Here is a 26,646-nt window from a genome sequence, read left to right as displayed (position 1 = left end):
GGTTTTAAGGCCCGGCCTGCATCTGGGAACCTTAAAAAAGAACCGCTTTGAGCCCTCCCATGCCCTGGCGCTGGCCCTGTCCCCTTGGGAGGCTGTTCATGTGTGGAACCTGGATGCAGAGGATCCTCAGGCAAGGGCTTACTTAAGCGGACAGACCTTTCCCGCATCGGGGGAAAAGGGCTGGTATCTGATCTGTGTGGACGGCTGCAGCATGGGCTGGGGAAAGCTTGCAGGAGGCATTATGAAAAATCATTATCCAAAGGGGCTTAGAAAATGAAAACAGAGATTCTTTATCAGGACCAGGCATTGCTGATTGTGAGAAAGCCCTCAGGGCTTGCAGTTCAGACTGCCGCCATCGGAAAGCCGGACGTGGTAAGCGAGCTGAAAAATGCTTTGGCGGACAGAGGAAGGAAAGGGAAGGATGAGCCCTATCTGGGAATCATCCACCGGCTGGATCAGCCAGTGGAGGGGCTTTTGGTTTTTGCCAAAACCAGGGAGGCTGCGGCGGCCCTTGCAGGGCAGCTTGCCAGGGGGGAGCTGAAAAAGCGATATTATGCCGTGATCTGTGGACAACCGCCCAATGACCAGGGGGAATTGGTGGATTATCTGTATAAGGACAAAAATCAAAGGGCGCAGATTTTGCCACCTGCAGATTTCCATTTCAAGGAGGCTAAGCGGGCGGTTTTGCATTATCGTATCTGCCAGAAGGTATTTTTTGAAGACTGCCAGCTTTCTCTGGCGGAAATTTCCATTGAAACGGGACGCTTTCACCAGATACGGGCCCAGATGGCCCATGCCGGGATGCCCCTTCTGGGAGATGTGAAATATGGAAATAGAGAGTCGTTTCAGGCGGCGGAGAAGCTGGGCATTGGAAGCGCCGCCCTCTGCGCCTTTGATATCAGCCTGCGCCATCCGGTGGATAAAAGGCCCATGCACTTTCAGATCAGGCCCACAGGACAAGCCTTTTCTTTTTTTGAAATAGAAACGGATACGGACAGACGCTTATAATTCCGGGCAAAAATACCATACTAATTCTTAGAAAAAGGTGAAGGGACAGTATGGTATGTTAAGCAGATGGAAGAACAATAAAGTGGCGCTGCTGCTTCTTTTGACGGGAGCCGTATATTTTTTCCTGGAGTATATCACCCCTTTGATTGCTCCGGTTCTCATAGCCATGCTTTTTGTCACAATTTTTGGGCCCACTATGAAAAAAATGCAGGAAAAACTGCATATCCACAGACAGATTGGCGCAATCCTTCTTTTGCTGGTGGCTGGTGTCATTTTAGTGACATTGGTCTGGATTTTATTTTCCTGGATTGTGGGAAGTCTGCCGGGCTGGATTGAGGGACTGGATACCTTGTACGGGGAGCTTCAGGTGATTGTGCACAGGGTCTGTGACACAGTGGGCGGCATGATCGGCGTGGACAGCGTTTATCTGGAGGACACCATTTTAAGCCGTATCCAGGATGGAATCGATTATTTTCAGCTGGAAACCGTGCCGGGAATGCTGTCCCAGTCCTGGGAGTATGTGAAGGCTGCGGGGGCTTTTGGCGGATTTTTGATGACCTTTCTCATTGCAGCGGTACTGTTGGCCAGGGACTATGATGACATTATGAACAAGCTTTTAGACAGGGAGGAATGCCATGTGCTGTTGGAGGTGATCTGCGGCATTATCCGGTATATCGCCACCTTTGTGAAAGCCCAGGTGATTATCATGAGCGTGATCGGGGCGGTGTGCGCCCTGGGCCTTGGAATCGGGGGCGTCCGCCATGGAGTGCTCTGGGGGCTTTTGGCGGGTATTCTGGACGCGCTCCCCTTTGTGGGAACGGGAATTGTATTGATTCCCCTGGCCCTGCTCCAGCTTTTTTACGGAAGCTTTGGCAGGGCGGCTCTTTGCATCGCGCTTTATGTGGTCTGCGTATTTTTACGGGAATTTCTGGAACCCCGGCTGATTGGGAAGCGCATCGGGGTAACGCCTATTGCGGTGCTGATCTCCCTGTACGCTGGAATCGGTCTCTTTGGCATCTGGGGAATCATCAAGGGCCCTCTTGGATTTATTTTGATTTACCAGACTTATCTGAGCATTCGAAGGAGAATGGAGGCAAAGGAGGGCGTACTTACCCGGGAGTAGAAACGCACCTGTAAAATTTGACGAAAGAAGGGGAATGGGCTATGATAGAAGCGTCCGGGACAAACAGCTTCCAGGACCATAAAACAACAACGGAGGAAATTATGAGCCGCCTTATCCGTAAGTCCAGGGAAACAGAGTCAGCAGCCCTTTCCGTAAAGAAATTTTTTCAGCAGGTAATTCATTATATTCTATGTTTTTATATCCTTTTGATACTGGGCGTACTTCCCTTTTATCAGGAGGAGGGCTATTCTCATATCGGAACGGACAAATCCACCTTTTTTAATCAGGTCAGCGTTATGGCCGGAAGGCTGCTTTTTCCCCTTCTTTTGTGTTATCTGGCAGCTTCGCTGATAGAAAGCCTCCAAAGGGGCAGAGCAAAAAAGAAGGAGACAGAGCAAGAGGGGGAAAGCCTTTGGGAAGGCCTGAAAAAGAGCTTGTCCCTGACAGATGGATTCGCCCTTTTATACGGGATTGTCCTGCTTGTCTCCTACGCCTGCTCACGGTATCGGGACACTGCCCTGTGGGGGGAGGATTGGTGGTTTATGGGATTGTATCCCCAGCTTATGCTGCTTTGCATTTATTTTTTCCTGTCCAGACTGTGGAACCCCAGAAAGGAGTTGTTTTTTCTGGTTTTCCCGGTGTCCGGGGCAGTATTTCTTTTGGGCTTTCTAAACCGCTTCGGCATTTATCCACTGGATATGCAGGTGAAAAACGTTCAGTTTATCTCTACCATAGGAAATATCAACTGGTACTGCGGGTATCTGGTCTCGGTATTCTTCGGAGGTGTGTTCCTGCTGTGGCAGCAGGCGGCCCCAAAGCCCTGGCAGAGAGCTTTGTTTGGCGCATATGTGGCGGCAGGGTTTGCAACCCTGGCCACCCAGGGCAGCAGCAGCGGTATGGTGTCGCTGGCAGCAGTGGTGCTTGTGCTTTTGTGGCTGTCCGCGCCAAGGGGGGAGAGAATACAGCAGCTCTGGCTGATTTTGCTGCTTTTTTCTTCCGTCTGCCTTATCATTTTTTGTATACGCCGGGTGTTTCCCGACAGCATGACTTATTCTGACACAGTCTCGGAGCTTTTGACAGGAAGCCCTCTGCCTATTGTTATGACAGCAGTGTCGGCGCTTGTCTGTCTGGGCATTGTCTGGATAAGAAAGAAGAAGGATTATCCGGAGAGACTGGCAATGGGGCTGGTCCGGGGAATGTGTATCGGGATTCTTTTTTTGGCGGCGGTCATCGGTGCATTGATCTGTGTGAATACGCTTTATCCCGGAAGCATCGGCCCGCTGTCAAAGATCAGCGCTTTTACCTTCTCCCCCGCCTGGGGCAGCAACAGAGGAGCCACCTGGAAAGCGGGACTTATGTGCTTTTTGGAACAGGATTTCCTGCACAGGCTGATTGGAGTGGGACCGGACTGTATGGCGGCCTATCTGTATGGAAACGGGAGCGGAGAGCTGCTTTCCTTGGTGAGGGAACGGTTTGGGGAGGCCAGACTTACAAACGCCCATAATGAGTGGCTTACAGTTCTGGTAAATACGGGCGTGGCGGGAGCAGCAGCCTATGTGGGCATGATTGTCAGCGCCATAGTCAGATATATCAGACAAAGGGATAGAAACTACATAACAGCCGCAGCGGGCTTCTGCCTGCTGGCCTACACCGTAAACAATATGTTCAGCTTCCAGCAGGCTATGAACGTATCCACCATGTTTGTGATTTTCGGGATAGGGGAGGCTTATCAGAGGAGGAAAATAAATGTTTCGTGAAATGAGAAGAAAAAAACAGCAGTTATCCATGGAGGAAAGCCGCCAGATTTTAGATGAGGGAACCTCCGGCGTGCTTGCCTTGTCCGGCGATGAGGATTACCCTTATGCAGTGCCTATCAGCTATGTTTACGACGGGGACAGGCTTTATTTTCACTGTGCCCAAAGCGGACATAAGCTGGATGCGGTCAGGAGAAGTCCCAAGGCGTCCTTTTGTGTGATCGGGCAGGATCAGGTGCTTCCCGAGAAATACACCACATTGTTCCGCAGTGTGATCGTCTTTGGAACCATCCGCATCTTGGAGGAGGACGATGAGAAGCGAAAGGCCATTGAAAAGCTGGCCCTTAAGTATGCGCCAAAGGATACGCGGCAGAACAGGGAGGCTTACATTGAAAAGGACTGGAAGCCCTTGTGTATGCTGGAAATGACAGTGGAGCATATCACGGGGAAGGAGTGTATTGAGCTGGTAAGGGAAAAACGATAAGCATGCTGTCATATTCCAGCTTTTCTTTTAGCTGCTTCATCTCTTTCTTATGTAGGCTTCAGCTCAGGACAGCTTTCCCGTGGAATGTAGGTCACAGGAAGGCTGATGGACTGCCTCTCTGTTTCCTGATGGTTCATCAGCCGGTATAGACAATGGAGACACTCCACAGCTACGTCTTCAATGGGAAGGTAGACAATGGAAACAGAAGGGTAGCTCACTTCACATTGATCCAGTACGCTGCTGCCAACGGCAATAAACTTTAATTGCGAAGGTATTTGTATTTTGCTTTCATAAAATGCCCGAAGAGACCCTAACGCCAGTGTATCGCCCAGAAAGAAGATAGAATCCACATCAGGATGCTCCCGTAAAAGCCGTTGTGTGGCTTCATAGCCGCCGCGCTTAGAATTTTCGTTATAATAAATCCAAGGCTCCTGCATACCGTGCTCCATGCAGATATAGGAGAAAAGATTAATGCGCAGCAGCATGCCGTTGAAGGTGATGGGACTTGAGATAATGGCTGGTTTCCTGGCACCGTGTGAAGCGAGAACATCGGCTGGTATAGTGCCTATGGTTCTGTCGTCCATGGTAACTGCAGAGTATTTTTTGGAATAACGGTTATAAAGAACAATGGGCCTTGGAAAGGAAGAGTTGTCCAGAAATTCCAAATCCTCCTCGGTTGCATTGCAGATAATGATACCGTGGCAGGATACGATTAAATCCTCGGCCATTGCTTCTTTTAAGTGTCCGCCTTTATAGGGACTAAGCAGGATTTCACAGGAATAGTCCTGATGGAGAATCTCTGCTTCTATACTTTTAAAGAAACGGATCATGGAATCCGCCCGGGAATCTGCAATCCAAAAAATCAGAATACGATAGTCAAAGCTGTTTCTTGCAGTCCGCAGATTTACGGCCTGCACATTTGGCTTGTAGCCGCAGTCCGCTATAATCTGGCGGACTCTTTTTACTGTTTCAGGCGATATTTTTCTTTCCCTTTCTTTCCCATTTAAAATAATGGAGACTGTGCTGGGAGAGACTTTGGCCTTTTCTGCAATTGTCTTTATGGTAACCATAATTTTCCCCTTTAATAATAATATGGTAAATGTAAAAAATTATATTTCCAAGCATTGTACAACGTTTTACTTAAAAATGCAATGGGATTTTTGACCAAAAAAGCACAAAAAATAATGTCAAAAAAGCATAATTGACAGAAATCAAATGTTGCTATATCATTAGTACAACGATATAGTAAAACGATTGACTAGTCTATGCGTGAAATTAAAGCGACGAGGAGGAAAAATGGAAAAAGTAATAATCGGCGGCGGCCAAGGCTTTTGGGGAGACAGCAATGATGCCGCCGTACATATGGTAAGGCACAGCAATATCAATTATATGGCGTGCGACTACCTTGCAGAGCTTACGCTTTCTATCATGGCAAGGCAAAAGCTGAAAAATCCCCAGGCCGGTTATGCCGGAGACTTTATTGGCATGATGAAGGAATGTGGCCGGGAGGCCTATGAAAAAAACATTAAGGTTCTCACCAATGCCGGAGGAATGAACATTAAGGGAATGGTGGATGTGCTGGCGGCTCAGGCAAGGGAGCAGAAGCTTTATGACATGAAAATCGGGTATGTGACAGGCGATGAAATTTCAGCACAGATTCCAGAGCTGCTGCGGCAGGGGGTTACGTTTGACAATATGGACGATACGGGCAGCTTTGAGGAGGTAAAGGATAAAATTTATAATGCCAATGTCTATTTTGGGCATGAGCCCATTTTGGATTGCCTAAAGCAGGGGGCTGACATGGTTATTACGGGACGCTCCACAGATTCCGCACTGTTTCTGGCCCCTTGTATGTATGAATTAGGCTGGGAGGCAGACGATTGGAATAATCTGGCAAGAGGCATTATGGCCGGACATTTGTTAGAATGCGGCGGTCAGGGAGCTGGCGGAAATTATGACTATGGATGGCGGGACGTTCCGAGAATGGATGAGCTTGGATTTCCGATTGCAGAGGTAACGAAGGACGATTTTGTGATTACCAAGGCGCCGGACTGTGGAGGAATCATCTGTGAGCAATCCTGCAAGGAGCAGTTTTTGTATGAGGTGCACGATCCGGCAAATTATATTACGCCGGATGTGACGGTGGATATCAGTCAGGCTTCCTTAACACAGATTGGGGAAAACCGTGTGAGGGTAAAAAATATCAAGGGAAAGAAGCGGCCTGAGATGTTGAAGGTATCTATGGGCTACCACGCGGGATATAAGGTGGTGGGAATGCTCAGCTTTGCATGGCCTGACGCATATGAAAAAGCACAGTATGCAGCAGATATCATCAAAAAGAAAATGAAAAGAAAAGGACTGCAGGCAGAGGAAGTCAGAGTCGATTACATAGGAGTAAACGCCTTGCATCTGGGAGTAGCCGATATGGACGAGAAAAAGCTGAAGGATGTAAATGAGGTGGTTTTGAGAATTGCAGTCCGGACAGTGAAAAAAGAAGAGGCGTATAAGCTTGTGCCGGAGATTGCTCCCTTGCAGCTGAACGGACCGCCAGGCGCCAGCTTTTTTGGCGGAAGGCCGAAGGTTCAGGAGGTAATCGGGCTGTGGCCGGCGCTGGTTCCAAGAGATGCAGTCAAGCTGGAGAGCCATATTCTTAGGGTTGGGCGGGAGCAATAGCGTGAAAGACAGCGCAGAAATGAGGACGAAAATGCAGATTTATTTGAACCAGATCGCTCATGGAAGAAGCGGAGATAAGGGTGACACCAGCAATGTATGTGTGTTTGCCAGAAAACCAGAGTATTACAAAATTATAGAACGTGAGGTGACGCCGGAGAAGGTAAAAAAGTATTTTGGGGATATGGTAAAGGGGACGGTAACAAGGTATGAGGTGCCTTCCCTTGATGGATTCAATTTTGTAATGAAGCATGCCCTTGGCGGAGGGGCCACCCATTCCCTCAGACTGGACAGTCTTGGAAAGTCCATGGGAAGCGCTTTTTTACGGATGAAAATCAATGTAGATGAAGATGAACTTTGAGGTGGAAAATGACAGAGCATGGAGCATTGGAAAATCTGATTGTACTGGATTTGTGCAGGGTGATCGCCGGACCCTTCTGCGGAGCAATGCTTGCTGATATGGGAGCTACGGTGATCAAGGTGGAAATTCCGGGAAAGGGGGATGATGCAAGGGCATATGCGCCGCATATCAATGGGGAAAGCCTATACTATTCAAATCTGAACAGAAACAAATACGGGATTACTCTGAACATGAAAACAGAGGAAGGAAAAAAAATTTTAAAAAAGCTGGCAAAAAAGGCAGACATTCTTATTGAGAATTTCAGGCCGGGCGTCATGGACAGGCTGGGATTGGGGTATGATGCTTTAAAGAAAATCAACCCGAGACTGATTTATGGCGCTGTCAGCGGGTTTGGCTCCTATGGGTGCTATAAAGACCGGCCCGGATATGATATCATAGCCCAGGCAATGGGAGGGCTTATGAGTATTACCGGGCAGAAAGGAGATCCGCCTACCCGTTCGGGCAATGCCATGGGAGATATCCTGGGTGGGCTGAATTTGACGGTCGGCGTATTGGCTGCAGTAAATGCAAGAAACATTACTGGAAGAGGACAGCGTGTGGATGTGGCTTTAACGGACTGCGTTGTGGCGAGCCTGGAACAGGCGGTCCAGAGATATTTTGTATCGGGAAAGGTGCCAAAGCGCCGGGGAAACACATATGAGGCGATCGCCCCTTACGATACATATCAGGCAAAGGACGGATATGTGGTGATAGGCTGCGGCAACCAAAAGCTGTATGAAAAATTTTGCAGAGATATCATTCAAAGGCCGGAGCTGATTACGGATGAACGATTTCTGACGGTTCCTTTGCGGGTGGAGCACAATGAGGAGATCAAAGAATATTTTGAAGAATGGACAAGCACCAAAACGGTGGAGGAGGTAACAGACATTGTTTTGGCGGCAGGGATTCCTGCAGGTCCCATTTTTGACCTGGAGGATATTTTCCACAATAAACATATCGCACAGGACAGGGAAATGATTGTGCATACCACACATCCTGTCATGGGCCCGATTGTCTTAAATGGGAATCCGGTGAAATTGGAAGAAACAAAAGTAAATGTTGTCAGAAAACCTTCCCCTACGCTGGGCGAGGATAATCTTTTTGTATTCAAGGGCTGTCTTGGAATGAGCGAGCAGGAAATACAGCAGTTGAAGGAAAAAGATGTCATTTGATACAGGCTTTATTGGGATTAAAATGAAATCAGTGCTGCAAATGGTACAGATAAGATGACTGAGAAGGAGGACAAAAATGAAGAAGAGACTGTTAGCGATTGTTTTGGCAGTAACCATGCTTGCAGGAGTGACAGCCGGGTGTGGGAGCACCGATAATGGCGGAGACACTCCGGCATCGGGGGCCGCAAGTGATGAGGCAGCGGGAGCCGGAGAAGAAGCAGAGGAAACAGTACAGGAGGGTGAGCCTGTATATGGAGGAACCCTTCGCTTTGCAACCCCAAACGGCTGTGCATCACCAGGGTATACCCCTACGGCAACGGATAATAACTCTCTGCTGTATTTGAACACTGCATATGAATCTCTGACGTATTTTGACGAAGAAGGGAATATTATTCCAAGGCTGGCCACCGAATGGGTGGTGGATGCGGAGGAACCCAGCATTACCTGGACATTGAGAGAAGGCGTAACATTTGCCGACGGAACGGAATTCAATGCAGAGGCAGTGGCGGCAAACATAGCTGAATACCAGGAGGCAGCAAGAACAGAGACCAGTAACATTAAGAGCTGTGAAATTATAGACGACACCCATATCAAGATGGTGCTCAACGAAATGAATTCTTCCAGCGTGGAGTCAATCGGCTTCTTCGTTTATTATATGTCGCCTGCAGCATTGGAGGATCCCAGCGTTTTGGAATCCGGCACCTGCGGAACCGGCGCGTTCCAGCTGACAGAGTTTGAGAACAATGTATTTTACAGATACGAGAAAAATGAAAACTACTGGCAGGAGGGCAAGCCTTATCTGGACGCGGTGGAAATCACTATTGTAACAGAGCCCACAACCATGACCACAGCCTTTAGGGCGGGCGAGTACGATATGATGCTGATTCAGAATAATCCCACCGTTATAACAGAATTGAATGCCTTATCCGGTGTGGTGGCAGAGAGAAATACATCTGGGCAGGGCCTTGTTGCCAATGGTCTGATTCCCAACAGCGCGGATCCGGATTCCCCCTGGGCGGATGAAAGGGTCAGAAGGGCGCTGTGCTATGCTCTTGATGTAGATCTGCTGATAGAGGCCTTTATGTTTAACACTACGGAAACCACGGATCAATGGGCTACAAAGGACTCCTTTTTGTATAACAATGACATTAATCATTATACCTATGATCCGGACAGGGCACGGGAGCTGCTGGCAGAAGCAGGATACCCGGATGGATTTGACACAAAGCTTTACTGTTCAACGCTTACAAGAGATATCCTGACATCGGCGGCAAATATGCTGGGTGAGGTTGGAATCAACTGTGAAATTATCCAGGTTGACCCGGCTACCCAGACAGAGCTTTACAGCACAGGGACATGGGAAGGATTGATGGTGCATTTTGCTTCCATTTCCCCTGATCTGGGGCTTTATATGGGCCGTCATCTGGATGTGGACGGAGCGTTTTATGCCAAAGGAATCCAGCATCCCCAGGAAGCAATGGATCTGCTGGCGCAGATCCGTGGGGAAGCAGATGAAGAGACAAAGATCGCTCTGTCAAAGGATATGCAGGAACTGATTTATGATGCGGAGACCGGATTGGCGCTTTTCGGAAGACCTCTATATATCGGGGCAACCGTGTATTTTAAATATGATTATGTGAAAGACGACAAGGCTTCAATGGCACATGTGTCCACCTGGAATGTGTGGGATTGCTGGCTGGATCAGTAACTGACGGTATCCGGTGTATCTGAATTGGCTGACCCCATTTGGATATACCGGATTGCTTGTTAAAGGAGAAGAACATGAGAAATAAGATATTGAAAATGATAGGTCGGCGTATTATACAGTCCTGTGTTACCATTTTTTTGGTCACATTGATTGTATTTATGCTGATACAGATGGTTCCAGGAGACGCTGTCACCAATTTCTTGGGAGCGTCCGCAACGGAGGAGCAGATTGCGTATTATACGCAGCTTTATGGGTATGATCAGCCGGTGATCGTCCAATATTTCAAATGGATCAGCGGCTTGTTCCACGGGACAATGGGGCTTTCCATCAGCTACCAGCGGGAAATTTCAGAGGTTATATTCCCCCGTTTTCTGACAACCCTTTCTGTTGTGATACCGGCCTTTATCATAGCGGTAGTGGTGGGAATTCTGCTTGGAATTGCAGCGGCCCAGAACCGGGGAAAATGGATCGATACGATCGTTTCTTTCTTTGCTAATATTGGTGTATCTATGCCCGTTTTCTGGCTGGGCATTGTGTTGATGCTGGTGGTTGGTCTGCAGCTTGGGATTCTGCCCACGTCTGGATACACGAGGATAAGCAATGGCGTAGGCGAGTGGATACAGCATCTGATATTACCTGTGCTGACGCTGAGTGCAGGAGTTGTGGCACAGTTTATGCGTCAGACCAGATCCTCCATGCTGGAGGTGATTCGGCAGGATTATGTTACAACTGCAAAGGCAAAGGGTGTGGATAAAAAGACTATTATTGTGAAGCATCAGCTGAGAAACGCCCTGATTCCCATTGTAACAGTGATGGGAAACCGCCTTGGAGGAATGGTAGGAGGCACGGTATTGATTGAGAGTTTATTTGTGATTCCCGGTCTGGGTAATCTGATGATTACCTCTATCAACAGCAGAGATTATATGGTAGTGGCAAATGGTGTGCTTGTCATTGCAGTTTTTGTGGCATTATGCAATCTTGCTGTTGATATTTTATATGGAATCATTGATCCCAGAACGCGGTAGGAGGAACACATATGTCAAAGATTAAGAAAAACAACAGGTGGAAGAATTCCCGAATCCTAAAGGTGCTTTTTTCCCGAAGGACAATTGTCCTTTGTATGATTGTTTTGGTGCTGATGATGCTGGCGGCAGTTTTTGCTCCTCTGGCTGCACCTTATGAACCAAACGAGGACAATTTAAGAAGCGTTCTGCAAGGATCATCGGCTGCTCATCCGCTGGGAACGGATGGAAATGGCAGAGATGTTTTAAGCAGAATGATTTTTGGCAGCAGAGTATCCTTTATTGTAGGAATCGTGGCGGTGCTGATTGCCAGTATGCTTGGCATGGCACTGGGACTGATTGCCGGAATGAGCGGCGGCATTGTGGATACGATTATCATGCGGGTGATGGATGCCATGATGGCAATTCCCATGATTATTATGTCTATGTTTCTGGGCGCTATCTTTGGACAGGGGCTGGGAAATATTTGTCTGGCAATTGGAATCGTGCTGATCCCAAATTATGCCCGGGTAACACGGGGACAGGTGCTGAGTATACGGAAGGCGGATTATGTGACAGCTGGAATTTTAAGCGGGGCATCCGCTGTTCGCAACACGATAGTACATGTACTGCCAAACTGCCTTTCTGCAAATATAGTGCTGATGACCTCTAATCTAGGTGTGGCTATTTTAAGCGAGGCCTCTTTGAGCTTTCTTGGGATGGGCATTAACCCGCCAACTCCCAGTCTGGGGGGCATGGTCAGCGACGGCTACAGATATTTGTCCATAAATCCGATCATTGCCATTGCCCCAGGTGTTTACATTATGATTCTGGTGCTGTGCTTTAATATGGTGGGAGACGCATTGCGGGATGCCATGGATCCTAAGCTGCGGGGGACGCTCGGGGGCAAAAAGAGAATCAAGAGAAGATAAGGCAGAGAAATATGGAAAGGAAAGTATCATGGCAGAGAAAAAATTATTGGAAATTAAGAACCTGAGCGTAGAATATAATACAGAAATTGCAACGGTATATGCTGTGGACGGATTAGACCTATCCTTAGGGTATGGAGAAACACTGGGCATTGTAGGAGAAACAGGTGCAGGAAAAACCACGACAGCGCTCAGCATCATTTCTCTTTTGCCGGAAGGAATTGGAACTATTACGTCCGGCAGCATTTTACTGGACGGTAATGACATGCGAAACCTTGGAGAGGAGAAGCTGAGGAACCTGCGGGGAAGCACAGTGTCTATGATTTTTCAAGATCCCATGTCTGCTCTAAATCCTGTGATGACAGTGGGGGATCAGATCATGGAGGTTTTGAGGATGCACAATGTTTCCATGGATCACGCTGCGCTGAGTGAGCGGGTGGATGAAATGATGGAGCTGGTAGGCATTCCGGCTAACCGCAAGAATGAATATCCACATGAATTTTCCGGTGGAATGAAGCAGAGGATTGTCATAGCAATGGCTCTGGCCTGCGAGCCAAAGCTGATTCTTGCAGATGAACCTACAACCGCATTGGACGTGACTATTCAGGCGCAGATGCTGGGTTTAATCAATGCCCTTCAAAAAAGGCTGAATACGGCTATGATTCTGATTACCCACGATCTTGGGGTGGTGGCCCAGACCTGTGAAAAGGTTATGGTAATGTATGCCGGAGAGGCCATAGAATATGGAACGGTAAGAGACATTTTTGAAGGAAAATATCTGCACCCGTACACAAAGGGACTGTTCAACGCCATTCCTAAGCTTACGGAGGAGACCCGCAGATTGGAGGCCATTGACGGGATGATGGCAGATCCTACGAAAAAAATTGAGGGCTGTCGATTTGCCGACCGCTGCAAAATGGCCGTCCAGGAATGTAAAAAAAAGCAGGAAATGAAGGAAGTGACTCCGGGACACTTTATCAGATGCTGTCGTGCGTGTGCGGCAAAAAGCAAGTAGTTTTGTCGTCAGAGAGGAATAAATGCTATGGAAAATCAGGTATTCATTGAAGTAAAGGGACTGAAAAAATATTTTAAGACATCAAAGGGAATGCTGCATGCGGTAGATGATGTTAACTTTGCTATTGAAAGAGGAAATACATTAGGAGTTGTAGGCGAATCGGGCTGTGGGAAATCTACGCTGGGACGTCTGCTGTTACGTCTCCATGAAGCTACGGAAGGGGAGATTTTGTATGACGGAGCTGATATTACCAATTTAAAAGGAAAGGATTTGAAGCAGTTTCGTACAAGGGTACAGATGATTTTTCAGGACCCTTCCGGCTCCCTGGATCCCAGAAAATGTGTGAGGGATTTGATAGGAGAACCCCTAAAAGTGCATAGAAGCTGCAGAAGCAGAAGAGAATATGAGGAACGTGTAAGGGAAATTATGGATATCGTGGGCTTGAGCGCCCGTTATGCAGAAAGCTTTTCCCACGAATTGGATGGAGGACGCAGGCAGAGAATCGGTATTGGCCGGGCACTTGCACTGAATCCGGAGTTTATCGTCTGCGATGAACCAGTTTCTGCGCTGGATGTTTCTATCCAGGCACAGATATTGAATCTGTTAATGGATCTGCAGGAGCAAAAGGGGCTGACCTATATATTTATCACCCATGATTTAAGCGTGGTGAAGCATATCAGCCATGAAATTATGGTGATGTATCTGGGGCAGTGCGTGGAGTATGCAAAAAAGAGAGAGCTTTTTGAAAAGCCCCTGCATCCATACACTCAGGGACTTTTGAATGCGGTGCCGGTGCCCAGTCTGGAGGGACGTAAGCTTTCGGCCCAGGTGATGCGCGGCGAGCTGACAAGTCCTATAGAGCCAAAGCCAGGGTGCCGTTTTGCCAGCCGCTGTCCCTATGCCAAGGAGCGTTGTAAAAAGGAAAATATTCCGCTGAAGGAAGTAGAGCCGGGGCATTTTGCCGCATGTATTTTATATGAGTAAAAACTGTGCCACAGGAAGGATAACAGGATGAGAGAAAGCAGTTTATCGAAGGAGCAGCAGAAAAAAACAGCAGCAGTGAAAGAGTCCTTTGCACAGTGCGGAGTGGAAGCATCATTTCGTCTCAGAGAACTGGAGGAATTTATGCTGGAGACGGACAAAGAGGCCGGTCTTCGGACGGTGATTTACAGACCAGAGACAAATTTAGCGGTTCCGGTAATTGTAGTGCGTTCACCCTACGCTGAAATGGAGTTTGTCCAGAGGACAAAAGCGGAGGAATACGCCAAAAGAGGCTTTGGATATATTTATCAATACTGCCGCGGCACAGGAGGCTCCGGTGGAACCTGGGAGCCAAACATAAATGAGCGGAAGGATGGAAAAGCCTTGCTTGACTGGGTATGTGACCAGGAATGGGTAAAAAGTGTGGGATTTTTGGGTTCTTCTTATCTTGCTTTGACAGGATGGGTGATTGCGGACATCGTACCGGAAAAGGTGAAAACAATGTATCTAACCCATTACGGTACAGTACGGCATACATCCGCCTATATGAATGGTGCATTCCGCCAAGATGTATTGACGTCCTGGGCCATGGGAAATGCAGGAATTCCCATCAGTGCGGATTATGAAGCATCCTGTAAATTTCGACCTCAAATCAGTGTGGATGTAAAGCTTTGGGGCAGGGAGCTTGACTGGTATAGACAGTGGATTTTAAATCCAGGGAGGGAGGATGCTTACTGGCAGAAGGGATTTTGGAAGCTGCTAAGAGAAATTCCCAAAAAGATTTCAATTCCTCTGTTTGTGGGAGAGGGCTGGTTTGATCATCATCTTGCTTCGGCCCTGGAAACCTGGGACATGCTGAGCGAGGAGTGCAAGAAAAAAAGCACATTGTGCATAGGAGGATGGAGCCACAGCTTTGAAAATCGTCTGGAAGGCCAGACCTGCTTTCATTTTGATGCGGATGATGACAGAAGGGCTTTTCAATGGTTTTATCATATTTTAAAAAAAGAAGAAAAGCCCCAGGGAAAAATTTTGAAATATGTTATCGGCGCAGATTGCTGGAAAAGCATGATATATGGAGAAAAAGAAAGAACTGTGCCCAGCCGCTATTATCTTTCTTACAGTAACGGCCAGAAAAAATTAGAAAAAAATCCGGATTTAACAAAGAAGAAAGAGGTATCCTTTGTTTATAATCCAGAGGAACCGGTGAAGTCTGTAGGGGGAGAGGCCCTTTTGCGGAGTGTGCAGGTGCAGGGAAGCCGCCTGCAGCCTAAGCCAGATTATCGCAGTGACGTTCTCAGCTTTTTATCGGACGAATTAGGGGAGCCTCTTGAAATTTCGGGACAGATACGTGTGCACTTGTCTGTAGCAACCAGTGCAGAGGATACGGCTTTTACAGTGAAGGTGATGGAGGTAATGCCTGATGGAAAAGCCTATAACCTGCGCACAGGAATTACAACACTGGGATACAGAAACGGAACTGGAAGCTGTTTAAGCTATCACAGCGGCAGTAAGGAGAACGTTGAAATTGTAATGTGGGAGATCGCCTGGCAGCTTCAAAAGGGTTCCCGAATCCGGATCGATATTTCTTCCTCGGATTTTCCCCAGTATAATATCCATAGTAATTATGCTGGCTTGTGGGCGCTTCAGGAAAAGACGAAAACGGCGGTACAGACAATATTTGTAGGTGGAGAAAGCTTTCTGGAAATACCGACAGTGCCTCGGGGAAAGGAGAAAGAGTGAAAAAACAGATATGGAATCCGTACCTTCCGCTTGACGAGTATATTCCAGACGGAGAGCCTCATGTGTTTGGAGACAGGCTGTATGTGTTTGGAAGCCATGACAAAGAAAACGGGAAGGAATTTTGCGAGCTTGATTATACAGTCTGGTCAGCTCCTTTGAAGGATTTGTCGGACTGGACCAATGAGGGAATTATCTATAGAAAAGAGCAGGATCCTGAAAACAAAGCCCTCAGTCCCCTGTATGCGCCGGACGTGTGCAAAGGAGCAGATGGCAGATACTATTTATATTATAGTGTCAAGTTTTCGGGATACATCAGTGTAGCTGTCTGTGATACACCTGCGGGACAATACGAATATCTTGGCCGGGTTTCCTATGGAGACGGCCGGGTTATGACGGAAAATCAACCCTACGACCCGGCTGTTCTTTGTGAAGATGGCCGTACCTTTCTTTACTTTGGATTTGCCCCCATTTTGCTGAACCTGGAACGGTATAAAGGGCTTGATTTAAAGGGCTGCAGTGTGGTTGAGCTGGAAGAGGATATGCTTACAGTAAAAGAGGGGCCTCGCGTGGTTCTGCCCAGCCAGCTTTATGCTGCAGGCACTTCATTTGAAGGCAATGCTTATTTTGAGGCGCCCTCGGTAAGAAAAATCGGAAGGCTGTATTATCTGGTTTATTCCTCTGTCAACACGCATCAACTATGTTATGCAGTCAGCGACAGCCCTATGAAGGGTTTTGTCTACGGAGGTGTCATAATAAGCAATGGAGATGTGGGATATCAGGGAAGAACAGAAAAGGACAAGCTGATGTCTGTTGGTAATAACCATGGGGGCTTGGTGGAAGTAAACGGCCAGTGGTATATTTTCTATCACAGACACACGCACACAAATCAGTACAACAGACAGGGCTGCGCAGAGCCGGTGAGCATTGAAGCAGATGGAAGCATAAAACAGGTAACGATTACTACCAGTGGGATGAATCCCGGTCCGCTTTCGGGCAAGGGGGAGTATCCAGCTGTGATTTGCTGCAACCTGACGAACGGCCATATGGGAGCTTTGTCTTCCCTGGGAAGAACCAGCCAGGAGACGGATTTTCCTTATATTACAAATGATGGGGAAGAGAGATTTGTTTCAAATATCCAAAATGGTGTTTTGTTAGGGTATAAGTATATAGACCTGAGAGAAACCAAAAGGATTGGCCTTTGGTATAGGGGAAATGGGAGAGGCTGTATAGAAGTGCGGTCTGATATAAATGGTCCAGGGAAGGCAGAAATTCTCATAGAACCGGCTGAAGAGTGGTCTTACACGGAAGGGGAGGTATGCTTTTCAAAGGAGGACAGGGAGCTATACCTGGTGTATCATGGCGATCAAAAGGTGGATATAAAGGAGATATGTCTGCTTTGATTTTTAACCTTATTTAAAGTTGCAGGCGTAGTATATAATATAGATAGAAAGAAACAAATTTATCACAGTGTCTATGCTGTCTCTTTTCATTGTTCTGTCCGTCATCATGGGAGCAGTGAGAATCCTGAACTATCAGGAGATTGTGGTGGATGTAGACGCTATACTGTCCATTCTGGTGGAGAATGATGGAAACTTTCCACACATTTGTGTTGACAGCCATAGGGGTGTCTTTGGCGGGCTTATTGGCCGTTTTTCTTTTGATGCTTTTCCTATCGGCCGTATTGTCAAACATGCGGATGCGGAAATTCTGAAGATAGATTTCGGGGAAAACTCGGATGGAGGAGGGGGTATCCCGGGCCCAAATGATTGAATTTCCATTGTCCAACGTATCCCAGGAGATGATGGAGGCCTTTCAGGCTTTGGCTAAAACCCGGCATAAAACTCTGACCTGCAGGATTCAGCCCATGATTTCCCTGTATGGAGATGAAAATGCCTTGAAAGCACCGGTGCACATTTCTAAATTTCGTTCACCTCTCTTGCTGGAAATCCATTTTCTCCGTAAACTCTTTTATGGTTTCCATGACAGCAGGATATGTAAACTCTTTTCTTTGCTGTGGCAAGAACCGCCTGTTTTAGAAGGTTCCAGTCTGCATTTTCCCGGTATAGCCGGCACAGAAGGTGTAAATCATAAAAATCTCTTGCCCGCGTATTTCCTACATTTCTTCGGATAATCGTTTCGTATTTTTCCGCCAGTATGGTTTCCTGTGTGTAGGCTTTCACCATTACCCGGCGGCCATCAAACAGGAATGGGCAAGAAAATTGGATTTCTTTTGGTGTAATTTCGTCACTGATTGTTATGTCAATCTTCACAGGTATTTTCATTTTCCCATAAGTGGCTTGGATGGAAGCACGGAAATTTTCGTATTCGTCATTCACGGGCTGATCCAGAATTTCGCTGATCGCTTTTCGTATACTCTGTGCATCCATTGCGGATGACTCCTTTTAGCTGTTCTGGTGTTTTCATCATAATATCTCCATATACTCTTGCACTTTTTCCTCAATGTGAAATTTCCTGGCATATTCCATCAATCGGATGTTGTCACGCTCTTTGGAAGCAAAATATCCTTTCACCGCTTGGCTAAAAGCCTGTGGGTCTGTCTGTTTGCGGCTCCGTATCATATCACAGATACACCGTTCTCTGTCATAGACCATGATTTTTCCGCCTTGCAGTGAGATCATCTCCATCATTCCAATGCTCCATAAGGACGGTTTGATCCGGTGGAACTCTACATAAAATAATTCTTCCTTTAGATAAAATACATTATAGGTCTTTGGCACTGTCATGGAAACCATCTGTGGAAAACGGTCAGACAGGCCATGAAAATATAATGCTGTTCCATAAGAGAAAATCCCTTTTTTACATCTGCTCTGCAGCAATACAAATTTGTCATTGATACTGTCTGCAAAGGAATAGATTCCACGGCTTTCCCGGATCAGACTGCCTTCATCCAGATATTTTTTGAGCTGTTCCCGGCGAATCCCCGCGCTGGTTACGTCTTTTGTATATAGATAGCCATTTTCTCTGACAAGTTTTTTCAAAGAATCTAAATCGGTCATAACATCACCTCTCTTGTCATAACTTGACACTATTATAATATATGGTATCAAGATTGTACATATTCTTGATGGTTTTATTATGGCCGATTTCTGCGAAGTTATACTTGCGGATATTGAAGAATAGCAGACCGGAAATAGAAAGGGATGAATCGGCGAAAAGGTTAGACAGAAATTTTGAAATGTAGTATTCTATTGACAAAATGCTGCATGCAAAGACTGCCTTTTTGGAAGAATTTCTTTTGGGCGGTCTTTGCTGGAAGGGAGAAAATTTCTTGAAGCATAACTTTTTGAGACCAGGGAACATTGTTTTAGCTGGAGTAATACTGTCCGCCCTTCTGTGCGGCTGCAGCCTCAGGCCGCAGCTTACGGAAGCGGATGGCTCTTTGTTTGCCATGAATACCTATATGACCTTTACTGTCTACGGGGAAAATGCTCAGGCGGCCCTGGAGGAAGCGGAAGCGGTTGTTTTAAATGCAGAGTCGCTCTGGTCCGTCACTGATGAGGGAAGTGAGATTTATCAGGTAAACCACAGCCAGGGACGTACTGTAACGGTAAGCCCCCAGACGGCGGATCTGATTTCCTTTGCCCTGGAGATGGCACAAAAAACAGACGGAGCCCTGGAGCCCACTATCTATCCGGTGCTTACAGCCTGGGGCTTTACCATGGACAGCAAGCAGGTTCCGTCCAGCCAGGAGATAGAAGAGCTGCTTGGAAGAGTTGGCTATGACCGGATTTTGCTGGAGGGAGAGGAACTGACGGTTCCCGAGGGAATGTGTCTGGATATGGGTGCTGTGGCAAAGGGCTATACTGCAGATTTGGTGGCGGAAGCGCTTAATCGTCATGGGGTGGAATCCGCAGTGATCAGTCTGGGTGGAAACGTGCAGGCCATTGGCGCAAGGCCCGACGGAAGCTCCTGGAGAATCGGAATCCGTGCGCCCTGGGAGGAGGGCACCTTAGGCGTGCTGGAGGTAACCGATGCGGCGGTAGTGACCTCCGGGGGGTATGAGAATTATTTTACGGATGATGAGGGGAACATTTACTGGCATATCTTAGACCCTGCTACAGGGTATCCGGCGGAAAGCGGATTACAGTCCGTTACCATTATTGGGACTCGGGGGAGAATGTGCGACGCGCTCTCTACGGCTCTGTTTGTGATGGGACCGGAAAAAGCGGAGGAATACTGGCGGAAGAACGGCGGCTTTGAGATGCTGCTGGTCACCGATGAGAATGAAATCCTCTTAACGGAAGGAATTGCATCGTCCTTTACCTTGAACCAGGGCAGAACGGAAACCGTCCGTGTGCTTTCCGGGCAGGCGGACGAAGGAAGGTAGAGGGCTGTCTGGCTATTTATGGTGGGAGACAATCCGGCTTAGTCCAACAAAGGAAGCCCCGCCAGTCCACATTGGAGCCGGCAGTTGATGCAGAGCCGGAGTCGGCAACTGATGCAGAGCCGGATGCCAAGCGTTTTTTCTGATAGGATTTCATTTGTGGTCACACCTTTCTGGTTCTGCCCATATTGGTCAGCATTTCTACAGTTGCGGGGTCATAGTGGTTAAAGAACAGGCTCTCGCCCTCATCCAGCGCCCGGATTGCCTCCATGTCCTCTTCCTCTAAGGAAAAGTCGAATACATCCAGATTCTGCTCCATGCGCTCTTTGTGAGTAGATTTGGGAATCACCACTACGTCGCTCTGCAGAAGGAAGCGAAGGGCCGTCTGGGCGGAGGACTTGCCGTATTTGGCGCCGATTTCAGTGAGCACGGGATTTGAGAAGAAATCCTTTCGTCCCTCGGCAAACGAAATCCATATTTTAGTGGTGAGGAAAAGCTGTTGTCTGGGGATACTGCACTTTTCAACGGCGCTGCCCACGGCTTCCTCGTTTCCATAGGATTGAGCGGTGTCGATGGAACGGTAGCCTGTAGAAACGGCGTCCAGCACACAGCGCTCACATTCCTGGTTGGACACCTGATATACCCCGTGGCCCAGCTTTGGCATCTACACTCCGTTGTTGAGTGTTACATATTCCATTTCCATCATGGAAAATCTCCTTTCTATGATTTTAACCAATAGGTAATTGCGAAACTCGATTCCTAGTATCAGAAACTGGGCGTAATAACCGAAATAAGAGTGACTAGCTACTGCTTCGGAACCCGTTTTTGGTTATTATGACCAGGTTCGTGACTTTGTCTGCGAGTTTCGCAAACGCCTAATTCTAACTAAGGGAAGCGCCATCCCGAAAGGCATTTCCCACCTTTTCGCCCAGCACATGGTAGGCGTTGTGGGCGGGCTCAAAGGAGATAGGGCGGAATTTGGTAAAATCAATACTCCCGTCCGGTCCCAAAACGCTCTCATCTGCGCTTACGTTGACGATCTGGCCGATGACATTTCCATCCTCATTTTCCTTTAAAAATCTGCATTCCAGGGCTACAGGCAGCTCTTCTATGAGAGGTGCGTCCACAAACTGGCTTTTTACCGGATGAAAGCCGGATTTTTCCAGCTTGCCCGGCTCCGTATTGGCGGAGACGATGCCCACATAATCCGAAGGAATCACATGGGCGGCGTCCGCAAAGCTGATGGTGAAAGCGCCTCTTTTCTTGATGTTTTCAGTGGTCTTGTGGCCCGAGCTTAAGCAGAGCACTACCTTATCCGCGTCATAGAGTCCGCCCCAGGCGGCGTTCATGGCGTCCGGTGTGCTGTCCTCGCCGTAGGTGCCGATAATCAGTACCGGCAGTGGATAAAACCAGGATTTTGTTCCGAAATTTTTGCGCATGGCAAAATGCTCCTCTCCAAATTGAATATTTTATCTTTATTTTTGCTCGTCCACCGCAGGCACCATCTCCGCGTATGCCTTCAGCATTTCAGGGGTGCTGGTGTAGTAGCGTTTCTTCTGATCCATGGCTGCGATCTCTTCCATTTCCTCTTGGGTGAGTGTGAAGTCAAACAAATCAAAATTGTCCTTGATATGGGTGGGATTTTTGGAACCGGGGATCACGATATTGCCGTCCTGGATGTGCCAGCGCAGGATGATCTGGGCGTTGCTCTTGCCGTATTTCTCTCCCAGCCGGCCAAACAGCGGCTCCTCGATCAAAGCCTTATCGCCGTGGCCCAGAGGGTACCAGGCCTGGATGACGATGCCCTCTTGATCCAAAAACTCCTTCAGCTCCTTTTCCTGGGAGTAGGGATGCACCTCGGTCTGCAGCACGGCGGGCTTTACCTCGCAGGCGGCCAGGATTTCCTGAATCTGCTCCACCGTAAAGTTGGACAGGCCGATGGCCTTCACCTTGCCCTCCTTGTATGCCTTTTCCATCAACCTGTACCCGGCCATATAATTTCCGGCGGGCTGGTGGATGAGAAGCAGATCGATGTAGTCCGTATCCAGACGCTCCAAGGTCTTTTCTACGGCGTCAGCCTGCTCGTAAAAGCTGGGCCAAAGCTTGGTCTCCAGAAAGATTTCCTCGCGCTTCAGACCTGATTTTTTCATGGCGCGTCCCACGGCCTTCTCGTTTACATAAGCATTTGCGGTGTCGATCAGGCGATAGCCGCACTGAAGTGCGCTTAAAACAGAGGCCTTCGCTTCGTCTGGGGTCAGCAGGAAGGTGCCGATGCCTGCCATGGGCATTTTTACTCCATTGTTCAAGGTTGCAAATTCCATACAATTATCCTCTTCTTTCTTTTTTATTTTATAGCTTTGCCTTTTGGCTTTATGACTTATAAGGTTATTTTGCGGCGACTCCGAAAACCGCAGACATTTCCATAGTATCCAGGGCGTCGTCCAGAGCTTTTACCTCCTCGTGGGAAAGCTTTATATCTGCAGCCCCGGCGTTTTCCTGCATCCGTTCCTCTTTGCGGGTGCCTGGAATAGGCACGATCCAGGGCTTTTTGCAAAGCATCCAGGCCATGGAAATTTGAGCAGCAGTGGCATTCTTTGCCTCTGCCATACTATTTAGGAGAGAAAGGAGCCTCTGGTTTTTGTCCACGGCCTCATCGGTAAACTGAGGCATGGAGGCACGATAATCATATTTTGCGTCAAAGTGTTCGCCTTTTCCGTATCTTCCGGTGAGAAAGCCGTTGGCCATGGGAGAAAAGGCAACCAGCCCTACGCCCAGCTCTTCCAGAACCGGAAACAGTGTTTCATAATGCCTTGCCATCATAGAGTAGCGGTTCTGCACTGCGGTTACAGGACAGACAGCGTGGGCGCGGCGCAGGTATTCCTCGTTTGCTTCGGAAATCCCCCAATGGGTGATTTTTCCTTCCTTTATGAGATCGGCCATCACGCCTGCTACCTCCTCCGGGGAAACTCCAGGGTCTATACGGTGCTGAAAGTACAGGTCGATGTGATCTCTGTTCAGGCGTTTAAGGGAACCCTCCACAGATTTTCGGATGGTTTCAGGCCTTGAGTCGGGAATCAGGGGGAGGGGGACTTTTCCGCTTTCAAAATCAAACCGCAGCCCGAACTTGGTGGAGATGACGGTCTGATCACCATAAGGAGCCAGCGCTTCTCCCACCAGGCATTCGTTGATATGGGGATCCTCGGGAGTGCCGTATACCTCCGCTGTGTCGAAAAAGGTATAGCCCATTTCTGCCGCCCGGCGCAGCAGTCTGACGGCCTCCTTTTGCTCGGTAGGCGCTCCATAGGCGTGGGAAAATCCCATACAGCCCAGACCCACGGCAGATACGGTCAGATCCTTTCCTAAAATTCTTGTCTGCATTTTGTCTTACTCCTTTCCAATATTGCTGTCGGCAAATATTTCTGTGAGCCAGTCATCATACGCGGAAATCCAGCCTCCGTCCGCTCCGAAGCCGTGGGGCATATTCTCCAGCTCCGTTACGGATACATCCGCCTGCCTGGCCGCCTCAGCATTTGCCAGAAATTGGCTGTAGAAGGGGTCGCGGGTGCCGTAACAGTAGAAGGTAGGAGGCAGGTTGCTGCCGCGGAGAAGCTCCACGTCGGTGGTTCCCAGGCTCAGCCGCCCATAGAAGGAATAAATCATGCCGCAGGCAGCCGCGTCGGCGGAAACCTCGTCCAGCCAATCCGGCACATAATCCGGGTCCAGAGCCGCTCCGGTCACCTGGCCGTCGAAATTTAAAAGCATTTCGCCGCTTAAGATTCCTCCTGCGGAAAAGCCCATTACGACGATGCCGTTTTCGTCAATACCGTATTCCTGAGCATGGGCCCGCACAAACCGCACTGCCCGGGCCAAATCCAGGGCGCCCTCCTGTTGAGTATAGGGGCGCAGGCGGTAGTCTACCACAAAGCACTGATAACCCAGTGCGCGCAGCGCCTCGGCCACATCTATGCCCTCCGGCTGATCGCTGCGGAATTGAAACGCGCCGCCGGGGCAGATGAGCACCGCACCCTTGATATTTGTGCCCTGGGGCACTGGAAAGCTGGTGATATAGGGCCGGAAATCCGGATCGTCAAAATAGCCCCTGTTGTTGACGGTATATTCGGTTACGGCGGGAGCATTGCCCTCCTCCCAAAGGTAAAGAACCTGCTGCTTTTGAGGCGTTACCTGGGCGGTGGCTGCCGTATTGCCATCTGCCGTCTCCGGCAGCAGGGCATTATTAGAAAGCCCCAGACCCTCCGCCCAGTCAATCATTTCCTGTTCCTGTGTATTTTCGGAAAACAGCAGAGCACTGTCTCCCAGCAATGCGCCAGGCTGAAGCTGGGAAATGGCTGAGAAAACAGCAGCTGGGTCGTTGTCCTCTCCCAGCACAAAAGGATAAATGGTCCGGGCCCCCAAATCGCTGTTTCCCAGAAAAGCCTGCAGGGCCTGCGGCAAAGTGCTGTTTTGCGCTTCGAAGCCAAGCAGTACAAACTCGTAAGCATTGGTATCCACAGCGGTTTCCTGGGGAATCTCCTCCAGACTGCCGCCCAGGGCATCTCTCAGGATAACCGCAGCCTCTTCCACAGCCGTACTGTCCTTTGCGGGAACATAGACAATCAGAATATTAGACTCGTTTTGCTCCACGGAATTGGTATTGTCCGACTCGTTGAAAGCAGCTTCGGTCTCCTGGAGGGAAAGCCTGTCTCTTTCCCCACTGCACGCAGTCAGTCCAAGAGAAAGCGCTGCTGTGAGAAAAACAGGTAATATTCGCTTCATAGGGAGCGTCTCCTTTCGGTAAGTTCAGTCTGTCCAGCCGGGCCTGTAAAAATAGGCAGCTGGACTTTTCAGCTTATCTATATTATAAGCCTTGCTCCTAAAACGCAGAAGTCTCAATAAGTTTTGCAGTGTATACTCATAGGTTATAACTATCCTTTTGGTTTTGGGGAAAGAAAAAGCAGGAGACCTCATAAGGGGTTTCCCGCTGGATATTCACAATACTCGATTTACTTCACCTCCGATATCCATTTTACCGTTTTATGAAAAGCGTCTTCACGGCTATGCCGACAGTCTTCCGGATATTTCCTCTCAATTTTAAACATTTTCAGCTTGGGCGGATTTAGAGGGACAAGAATGTGGCTTGCTTTTTCATATTCCAGGACATCCACTCGAAAAGCAAACCGGTGCTTTTCCAGGCGGTTTACCATATATGCCACCGCCTCTTTACTGGGCCACATGAGATCTTCCTTTGCGTAAATGAATAAAATGTTTCCCCGGATGTTCTCCACACGGATGGCTGTATCCTCATCAAAATGTTTCAGCGGTTCCTCGTAGATGTAGGATAGCTCGATCTGCTGATGGAGGATGAGGTTCCGGATTGACGGCCCATATTTCAGATGCGCCGTCATACACGGAAAATCTTTTCCCCTGTATGTGAATTCGGAGGCAGATGAAAAAGTTTTCGACGCCATGCCTTTATTCCCGTGCATCCCTCCCCATATACAGTGCATCGGGGAAAGTGCGACAACGCCGGAAATATCCGGCATAAGGGAAGCGCAAAGAAGAGCCAGTTCAGCGCCTTTTGAAATGCCATACAGGATAATCTTTTCATATCCTTTGTTTTTCAGCCACAGGATCGCTTTTTCAAATGGATCGATCGGCACCCGAACCAGTTCTTTCGGCAGCCCGTCTACGTTCCAGTAACAAATACCTAACGCGGCGATGCCGCACCTGGCAAACATAGCGCCTACATTCATCGGGATGTTTTCATTTCCCTCGCTGCCGCCTACTACAATGACTGCCTTTTTATGATCATGATCCTTAATGGGGACGTGATAAAGTCCATAGAAGCCCTTCTGTGCAACCGTTACATATTCCATTTTCCCGGCCCTCCCTGTTTTTGCAGCTCTGATTGCTGTTCGTATTTTCTTTCTTGATCCCATTTAGAGCCCTTTTTACATACATAAAAATTACACTTTTCTGCGCCCTCTGCAAGATTTATATCTTTTCAGATAGAACTTGAGGAACATTTTACACCAACGGCCATAGTGCTTTTTTGTCTCATACTGAGCTGCCAGAGCCTTGCTGAAACGCTTATCATATTTTCCACAGATGAATCCTACGACCTGATGATCCTCCGTTTCCGCAACATAGGTGAAATTGCATTTTTCAATCAGGATCTGTGCGTAGTCACGCAAAAGTATTTTATCGTTCTGATCCACAGAGCATGAAAAGAATCCTTCGTAGAAGCAATCCCCGCAGGCCGCAGCATCTTCTTCCTTATATGGACGAACAGTAAACATGGATGTACCCTCCTATGCGC

At 48.3% G+C, this 26,646-nt stretch carries 27 protein-coding genes; 17 read left to right on the top strand and 10 right to left on the bottom strand.

The window, feature by feature from the left end:
• The 5 genes from AC1WIP_RS00425 to AC1WIP_RS00405 form a co-directional block, all read left to right on the top strand.
• Nucleotides 1–277 (top strand): RsmF rRNA methyltransferase first C-terminal domain-containing protein (locus tag AC1WIP_RS00425; protein ID WP_481139954.1); only part of this gene is annotated, 277 nt, incomplete at its 5' end.
• Nucleotides 274–1,008, top strand: coding sequence for an RluA family pseudouridine synthase (locus AC1WIP_RS00420; RefSeq protein WP_481139953.1), 735 nt, complete (start codon nt 274–276; stop codon nt 1,006–1,008). The genes AC1WIP_RS00425 and AC1WIP_RS00420, both read left to right, overlap by 4 nt.
• 55 nt (nt 1,009–1,063) lie before the next feature.
• Nucleotides 1,064–2,131, top strand: a complete 1,068-nt coding sequence (locus AC1WIP_RS00415; RefSeq protein WP_481139952.1) for an AI-2E family transporter — start codon at nt 1,064–1,066, stop codon at nt 2,129–2,131.
• A 41-nt stretch (nt 2,132–2,172) separates the two neighbouring features.
• Nucleotides 2,173–3,888: an O-antigen ligase family protein gene (locus AC1WIP_RS00410; RefSeq protein ID WP_481139951.1), complete on the top strand. Its 1,716-nt coding sequence runs from the start codon at nt 2,173–2,175 to the stop codon at nt 3,886–3,888.
• Nucleotides 3,878–4,369, top strand: a complete 492-nt coding sequence (locus AC1WIP_RS00405) for a pyridoxamine 5'-phosphate oxidase family protein (protein WP_481139950.1) — start codon at nt 3,878–3,880, stop codon at nt 4,367–4,369. The genes AC1WIP_RS00410 and AC1WIP_RS00405 overlap by 11 nt, the downstream gene beginning before the upstream one ends.
• Nucleotides 4,370–4,416: 47 nt before the next feature.
• On the opposite strand, the gene AC1WIP_RS00400 is transcribed toward AC1WIP_RS00405, so the two are convergent.
• Nucleotides 4,417–5,439, bottom strand: coding sequence for a LacI family DNA-binding transcriptional regulator (locus AC1WIP_RS00400; protein WP_481139949.1), 1,023 nt, complete (start codon nt 5,437–5,439; stop codon nt 4,417–4,419).
• A gap of 226 nt (nt 5,440–5,665) precedes the next feature.
• Between AC1WIP_RS00400 and AC1WIP_RS00395 the strand changes: the two genes are divergently transcribed.
• The 11 genes from AC1WIP_RS00395 to AC1WIP_RS00345 all read left to right on the top strand — a co-directional run bounded on the left by AC1WIP_RS00395 (nt 5,666) and on the right by AC1WIP_RS00345 (nt 17,755).
• On the top strand, nt 5,666–7,042 hold the full coding sequence (locus AC1WIP_RS00395; protein WP_481139948.1) for an acyclic terpene utilization AtuA family protein: 1,377 nt from the start codon (nt 5,666–5,668) through the stop codon (nt 7,040–7,042).
• 31 nt (nt 7,043–7,073) lie between these two features.
• Nucleotides 7,074–7,400 carry an AtuA-related protein gene (locus AC1WIP_RS00390; protein WP_481139947.1) on the top strand — a complete coding sequence of 109 codons (327 nt, stop codon included), beginning with the start codon at nt 7,074–7,076 and terminating at the stop codon, nt 7,398–7,400.
• Nucleotides 7,401–7,408: 8 nt separating this feature from the next.
• On the top strand, nt 7,409–8,611 hold the full coding sequence (locus tag AC1WIP_RS00385; protein ID WP_481139946.1) for a CaiB/BaiF CoA transferase family protein: 1,203 nt from the start codon (nt 7,409–7,411) through the stop codon (nt 8,609–8,611).
• A 76-nt stretch (nt 8,612–8,687) separates the two neighbouring features.
• The gene (locus tag AC1WIP_RS00380) at nt 8,688–10,319 is read left to right on the top strand and encodes an ABC transporter substrate-binding protein (protein WP_481139945.1); all 1,632 of its coding nucleotides are present in this window, start codon (nt 8,688–8,690) and stop codon (nt 10,317–10,319) included.
• Nucleotides 10,320–10,393: 74 nt separating this feature from the next.
• Nucleotides 10,394–11,344, top strand: coding sequence for an ABC transporter permease (locus AC1WIP_RS00375; RefSeq protein WP_481139944.1), 951 nt, complete (start codon nt 10,394–10,396; stop codon nt 11,342–11,344).
• 11 nt (nt 11,345–11,355) lie between these two features.
• Nucleotides 11,356–12,252, top strand: coding sequence for an ABC transporter permease (locus AC1WIP_RS00370; RefSeq protein WP_481139943.1), 897 nt, complete (start codon nt 11,356–11,358; stop codon nt 12,250–12,252).
• 28 nt (nt 12,253–12,280) lie between these two features.
• Complete coding sequence (locus tag AC1WIP_RS00365; RefSeq protein WP_481139942.1) at nt 12,281–13,264, top strand: ABC transporter ATP-binding protein; 984 nt, start codon at nt 12,281–12,283, stop codon at nt 13,262–13,264.
• Between the two features lie 27 nt (nt 13,265–13,291).
• Nucleotides 13,292–14,248 carry an ABC transporter ATP-binding protein gene (locus tag AC1WIP_RS00360; protein WP_481139941.1) on the top strand — a complete coding sequence of 319 codons (957 nt, stop codon included), beginning with the start codon at nt 13,292–13,294 and terminating at the stop codon, nt 14,246–14,248.
• 27 nt (nt 14,249–14,275) lie between these two features.
• Entirely contained in the window at nt 14,276–15,985 is a 1,710-nt protein-coding gene (locus AC1WIP_RS00355) for a CocE/NonD family hydrolase (protein ID WP_481139940.1), read from the top strand.
• Nucleotides 15,982–17,385 (top strand): family 43 glycosylhydrolase, encoded by a 1,404-nt coding sequence (locus AC1WIP_RS00350; RefSeq protein ID WP_481139939.1) that lies wholly within the window; start codon nt 15,982–15,984, stop codon nt 17,383–17,385. The genes AC1WIP_RS00355 and AC1WIP_RS00350 overlap by 4 nt, the downstream gene beginning before the upstream one ends.
• A gap of 115 nt (nt 17,386–17,500) precedes the next feature.
• Nucleotides 17,501–17,755, top strand: coding sequence for a hypothetical protein (locus tag AC1WIP_RS00345; protein ID WP_481139938.1), 255 nt, complete (start codon nt 17,501–17,503; stop codon nt 17,753–17,755).
• Nucleotides 17,756–17,901: 146 nt separating this feature from the next.
• On the opposite strand, the gene AC1WIP_RS00340 is transcribed toward AC1WIP_RS00345, so the two are convergent.
• Both AC1WIP_RS00340 and AC1WIP_RS00335 read right to left on the bottom strand, forming a co-directional pair.
• A complete protein-coding gene (locus AC1WIP_RS00340; RefSeq protein WP_481139937.1) occupies nt 17,902–18,372 on the bottom strand; it encodes a nucleotidyl transferase AbiEii/AbiGii toxin family protein in 471 nt (156 codons plus the stop codon).
• A 36-nt stretch (nt 18,373–18,408) separates the two neighbouring features.
• Nucleotides 18,409–19,002, bottom strand: a complete 594-nt coding sequence (locus tag AC1WIP_RS00335) for a type IV toxin-antitoxin system AbiEi family antitoxin domain-containing protein (protein ID WP_481139936.1) — start codon at nt 19,000–19,002, stop codon at nt 18,409–18,411.
• Nucleotides 19,003–19,274: 272 nt separating this feature from the next.
• Here AC1WIP_RS00335 and AC1WIP_RS00330 point away from each other — a divergent pair, with 272 nt between their 5' ends.
• Complete coding sequence (locus AC1WIP_RS00330; protein WP_481139935.1) at nt 19,275–20,333, top strand: FAD:protein FMN transferase; 1,059 nt, start codon at nt 19,275–19,277, stop codon at nt 20,331–20,333.
• A 160-nt stretch (nt 20,334–20,493) separates the two neighbouring features.
• Here AC1WIP_RS00330 and AC1WIP_RS00325 read toward each other — a convergent pair whose 3' ends face one another.
• The 7 genes from AC1WIP_RS00325 to AC1WIP_RS00295 all read right to left on the bottom strand — a co-directional run bounded on the left by AC1WIP_RS00325 (nt 20,494) and on the right by AC1WIP_RS00295 (nt 26,626).
• Nucleotides 20,494–20,994 carry an aldo/keto reductase gene (locus tag AC1WIP_RS00325; RefSeq protein ID WP_481139934.1) on the bottom strand — a complete coding sequence of 167 codons (501 nt, stop codon included), beginning with the start codon at nt 20,992–20,994 and terminating at the stop codon, nt 20,494–20,496.
• A 217-nt stretch (nt 20,995–21,211) separates the two neighbouring features.
• A complete protein-coding gene (locus AC1WIP_RS00320; protein ID WP_481139933.1) occupies nt 21,212–21,769 on the bottom strand; it encodes a flavin reductase family protein in 558 nt (185 codons plus the stop codon).
• Nucleotides 21,770–21,805: 36 nt separating this feature from the next.
• Nucleotides 21,806–22,651, bottom strand: a complete 846-nt coding sequence (locus tag AC1WIP_RS00315; protein WP_481139932.1) for an aldo/keto reductase — start codon at nt 22,649–22,651, stop codon at nt 21,806–21,808.
• A gap of 64 nt (nt 22,652–22,715) precedes the next feature.
• Nucleotides 22,716–23,708, bottom strand: a complete 993-nt coding sequence (locus tag AC1WIP_RS00310) for an aldo/keto reductase (protein WP_481139931.1) — start codon at nt 23,706–23,708, stop codon at nt 22,716–22,718.
• Between the two features lie 6 nt (nt 23,709–23,714).
• A complete protein-coding gene (locus AC1WIP_RS00305) occupies nt 23,715–25,103 on the bottom strand; it encodes an alpha/beta hydrolase fold domain-containing protein (protein WP_481139930.1) in 1,389 nt (462 codons plus the stop codon).
• A gap of 227 nt (nt 25,104–25,330) precedes the next feature.
• Nucleotides 25,331–26,203 (bottom strand): acyl-CoA thioester hydrolase/BAAT C-terminal domain-containing protein, encoded by an 873-nt coding sequence (locus AC1WIP_RS00300; RefSeq protein ID WP_481139929.1) that lies wholly within the window; start codon nt 26,201–26,203, stop codon nt 25,331–25,333.
• Between the two features lie 90 nt (nt 26,204–26,293).
• On the bottom strand, nt 26,294–26,626 hold the full coding sequence (locus AC1WIP_RS00295; protein ID WP_481139928.1) for a hypothetical protein: 333 nt from the start codon (nt 26,624–26,626) through the stop codon (nt 26,294–26,296).
• Between the last annotated feature and the right edge of the window lie 20 nt (nt 26,627–26,646).

It is taken from the genome of Acetatifactor sp. (assembly GCF_982438285.1).
The sequence above is the reverse complement of the archived record's forward strand: the minus strand, read 5'-3'. Positions and strand labels throughout refer to the sequence as shown.